Below are 299 nucleotides of genomic sequence, written 5' to 3' on the forward strand. Positions count from 1 at the left end.
GAGCTGATGCGGCTGATCGACGTACAGTTCCTGGAGACGCCCTGGTACGGCTCGCGGCAGATGGCACGGCACCTGCGGCGCGAGGGCTATGTGGTCGGCCGCAAGCGCATCCGGCGGCTGATGGCGAAGATGGGCCTGGCGCCGATCTATCAGCGGCCGCGGACGACGGTGCCGAACCCCGAGCACCGGATCTTCCCCTATCTGCTGCGGGATCTGGTGATCGACCGCCCCAACCAGGTCTGGTGCGCCGACATCACCTACCTGCCAATGCGGCGTGGCTTTCTCTACCTGGTCGCGGT

At 66.9% G+C, this 299-nt stretch carries 1 protein-coding gene; it reads left to right on the top strand.

Going from position 1 to position 299, the window contains the following annotated elements:
- Positions 1-299, top strand: a 299-nt coding sequence (locus Q7A36_RS41280) for an IS3 family transposase (RefSeq protein ID WP_305109552.1), incomplete at both ends; no start/stop codon positions are given.

The sequence above is a fragment of the Paracraurococcus lichenis genome (assembly GCF_030657435.1).
GTDB classification, from domain to species: domain Bacteria; phylum Pseudomonadota; class Alphaproteobacteria; order Acetobacterales; family Acetobacteraceae; genus Paracraurococcus; species Paracraurococcus lichenis.